Source organism: Phenylobacterium aquaticum, assembly GCF_947378715.1.
Taxonomy (GTDB): domain Bacteria; phylum Pseudomonadota; class Alphaproteobacteria; order Caulobacterales; family Caulobacteraceae; genus Phenylobacterium; species Phenylobacterium aquaticum_A.
Map to the genome: position 1 here is coordinate 1 of NZ_CANCLE010000271.1, position 3,161 is coordinate 3,161.

At 68.7% G+C, this 3,161-nt stretch carries 5 protein-coding genes; 3 read left to right on the forward strand and 2 right to left on the reverse strand.

Going from position 1 to position 3,161, the window contains the following annotated elements; all coding sequences use genetic code 11:
* The coding region (locus tag Q7P21_RS20360) for an FAD-binding protein (protein WP_304180224.1) at positions 1-485 on the reverse strand (485 nt) is incomplete at its 3' end.
* A 101-nt stretch (positions 486-586) separates the two neighbouring features.
* On the opposite strand from Q7P21_RS20360, the gene Q7P21_RS20365 reads away from it, so the two are divergent.
* Genes Q7P21_RS20365 through Q7P21_RS20375 form a run of 3 tightly spaced genes read left to right on the forward strand, consistent with a single transcriptional unit; the run spans position 587 to position 2,707 of the window.
* Positions 587-1,357, forward strand: coding sequence for an SDR family NAD(P)-dependent oxidoreductase (locus Q7P21_RS20365; protein WP_304180228.1), 771 nt, complete (start codon positions 587-589; stop codon positions 1,355-1,357).
* 10 nt (positions 1,358-1,367) lie between these two features.
* The gene (locus tag Q7P21_RS20370; RefSeq protein WP_304180230.1) at positions 1,368-1,937 is read left to right on the forward strand and encodes a hypothetical protein; all 570 of its coding nucleotides are present in this window, start codon (positions 1,368-1,370) and stop codon (positions 1,935-1,937) included.
* A 29-nt stretch (positions 1,938-1,966) separates the two neighbouring features.
* Positions 1,967-2,707, forward strand: a complete 741-nt coding sequence (locus Q7P21_RS20375; RefSeq protein WP_304168448.1) for a dienelactone hydrolase family protein — start codon at positions 1,967-1,969, stop codon at positions 2,705-2,707.
* Here Q7P21_RS20375 and Q7P21_RS20380 read toward each other — a convergent pair.
* Positions 2,704-3,161 (reverse strand): hypothetical protein (locus Q7P21_RS20380; RefSeq protein WP_304180234.1); only part of this gene is annotated, 458 nt, incomplete at its 5' end. The two genes, Q7P21_RS20375 and Q7P21_RS20380, sit on opposite strands and share 4 nt — an antisense overlap.

The window sequence follows — 3,161 nt, forward strand, 5'->3', positions numbered from 1 at the left end:
TCGGCGACATTGCCGCCGATCGAGCAGGCGATCTGGGACGAGGGGTCGGGGGCGTAGAACAGGCCCATGGCGGCCACCGCCTCGGAGATGGCGAGGTTGCGCACGCCAGGCTGGACCCGGGCGATGCGGGCGCGGGGGTCGATCTCCAGAATCTTGTTGAACTTGGCCATGGAGAGCAGGACCGAGCCGGGAAAGGGCAGGGCGCCGCCCGACAGGCCGGTGCCGGCGCCGCGCGCCACGACCGGAGCGCCGAGCTCGGAACAGGCGGCGAGCACGGCGCGGACCTGATCGACGGTCTCGGGCAGGACCACGCAGGCCGGCAGGGACCGATAGGCGGCCAGGCCGTCGCTCTCGAAGGCGCGCAGCGATTCGACATCGGCCACGAAGCCGCCCTTCGGCAGCAGGGGGCTGAGGGCGGCGCGCAGTCGGGCCGGCGGGATGGCCGCGAATTCGGCGTCGAGGCGGGCGTCGAACTGGTCGAGCATGGCGAAATCCGAGCAAGCTTGCGAACAGGTGTTTAGCGCGACCAGCGGCTCGCGCTAGAAGGGTTTCCAACAAGACCGGACACGAACAGGGAAACCACGCCATGGACCTTCATCTCAAGGGCAAGACCGCCATTGTCACGGGCGCGACGCGGGGGATTGGCCGGGCCATCGCCGATCTGTTCGCCGACGAGGGCGCCAATGTCGCCATCTGCGCGCGCAAGGCCGACGAGGTCGGGGCCACCGTCGCGGCGCTCGAGGCCAAGGGCGTGAAGGCTTATGGCGAGGTGGTCGACATCGCCGACGGCGAGGCGCTCAAGGCCTTCGTGAACAACGCCGGCCTGGCGCTGGGTGGCGTCGACGTGGTGGTCTCCAACGCCAGCGCCCTGGTCCAGGGCATAGCGCCCAGCGACTGGAAGGCGATGTTCGACATCGACATCATGGGCGCGGTGAACTGCTTCGAGGCGGCCAAGCCGTTCCTGGAAAAGGCTGGCGCCGAGAAGGGCGACGCGGCCTTCCTGATCACGGCTTCCGTCTCGGCGGCCGAGACCACCAACGCCTCGTCCTATGGGGCCATGAAGGCGGCCCTGATCCACTACGCCAAGGGCCTGGCCCGCGAGGGCGCGGCCAAGCATGTCCGCTGCAATGTCATCTCGCCGGGCACGGTCTATTTCGACGATGGCGTGTGGGGCAAGGTGAAGGTCGGCATGCCGGCCTTCTTCGAACAGATGATCAAGCGCAACCCGACCGGCCGCATGGCGACCCCGGAAGAGGTGGCCGCCGCCACCGTGTTCCTGGCCAGCCCGCGCTCATCCTTCACCACCGGCATCAATATGCTGGTCGATGGGGCGATCTCGTCCCGCGTGAACTTCTAAGGCCCAGGCCTTGGATTATCGCTACTTCCAGCTGGAGCTGGGCCGTGATCGCACGGCCCAGAAGAGCCTGGCCGACCATCTGAAGGCCGGGGTCTCGCCGCCCCTGGCGGTGTTCGCGCCGCTGCTGGGCTTTCCCTCCAACACCGCCCTGGTGTTGCTGGCGCCCGGCGACCGGACTGACGTGCTGGGCGCGCCGGGGGTGGTGTCGGGGGAAGCGCACAGGCTCAGTCCGACCCTGCGCCCCACCGAGGTGGGTCCGCCGATGGCCGGCGGGATCTATGTCCATAACTGGTTCACAATCGATGGCGGGGCGGTCGACGAATTCGTACGGCTGTCCGGCGAGGCCTGGCCCGACTTCGAGGCCCGGTTCGAGACCAAGATCCATGGCCTGTTCCTGGCCGCCGAGAGCGACGCTGACCGCGTGGCCGGCGCGCGCCGCCTGTTGCTGATGACCCGCTATCGCGACCTCGGTGAGTGGCAGACCAGCCGCGACCCGACCTCCGACGCCATGGCGGTGTTCCTGCGCCGCCGCGACCTGACCCGCGTGTCGCTCGCGCGGGCCTGCGTGCTCATGCCCTGACACACCCAGACACTCCGGCGAGGCGCTTCATGATCGAACAACAGGTTGACATCACCACCAAGGACGGCGCGACCACCACCTTCATCGTCCATCCCGAGCGGGACGGGCCGCACCCGGTGATCCTGTTCTACATGGACGCGCCGGCGATCCGCGAGGAGCTGCGCGACATGGCCCGGCGGTTCGCCAGCGCCGGCTATTACGTGATGCTGCCCAACCTCTATTACCGGGCGGGCGTCATGGAGCTGGGGCCCTTGTCGCCGGATCCCAATGATCCGAGCCGCCAGAAGATGATGGACCTGATGTACGGCCTGACCATCGCCATGGTCATGGACGACACCGATTCCCTGGTCGCCTACGCCGATCTGGATCCGGCGGCCGACGCCAAGCGGATCGGGACCGTGGGCTATTGCATGAGCGGCCAGCACGCGATCAACGCCGCCGCCCGCCACTCGGCCCGCGTCAAGGCGGCGGCCTCGATCTATGGGACCTATCTGGTCACCGACAAGGCCGACAGCCCGCACCTGGCGGCGCGGAAGTCCAAGGCCGAGCTCTATTTCGCCTGCGCGGAGATCGACCGCTGGGCGCCGCTGGAGATGGTCGAGGAACTGGGCCAGTCGCTGGACTCCGATCCCGACGTCCGCGCCGAGGTCGAGCTCTATCCCGGCGTCGAGCACGGCTTCGCCTTCCCGCAGCGGGGGGCCTACGACAAGACGGCGGCCGAGCGGCACTGGGAGCGGCTGAACGCGCTGTTCCGGCGGAATTTGGGTTAGGCCGCCCGTCGCCCAATCCGGTTGGACCAGCGGTTGATGGCCAGGCGGGCGGGGTCTTCGATCCAGCGGTAGGTGAGGCGCGAGCTCACGATCACCACGGCCAGGCAGGCGAGCGCTGCGGCGTCCATGGCCCAGGGCCCGCCCAGAATCAGCAGATCGCGGCCTTCGGAGTCCAGCAGCCAGGGTTGGTGGAGGGCCAGGCCCGCCTGCTTGATCAGGTTGAAGGTCGCCAGGGTGTAGAGCGAGTGGGTCAGGTAGATCGAGTAGGATGTGGTCCCCAGCGCCTGGGGGACCGGGCGGCGCAACGCCCGTGACACCGGTCCGGTCTCGAAGGCGAACAGCGATACGATCAGTCCGAAGGCCAGGCTGGTGGAGAGGTTGGGCAGGGCCGGGGCGAAGGCGAAGACCACCAGGGCCAGGCCCAGGGCCGGCCATTCCAGGGCGCCGTGGGGTG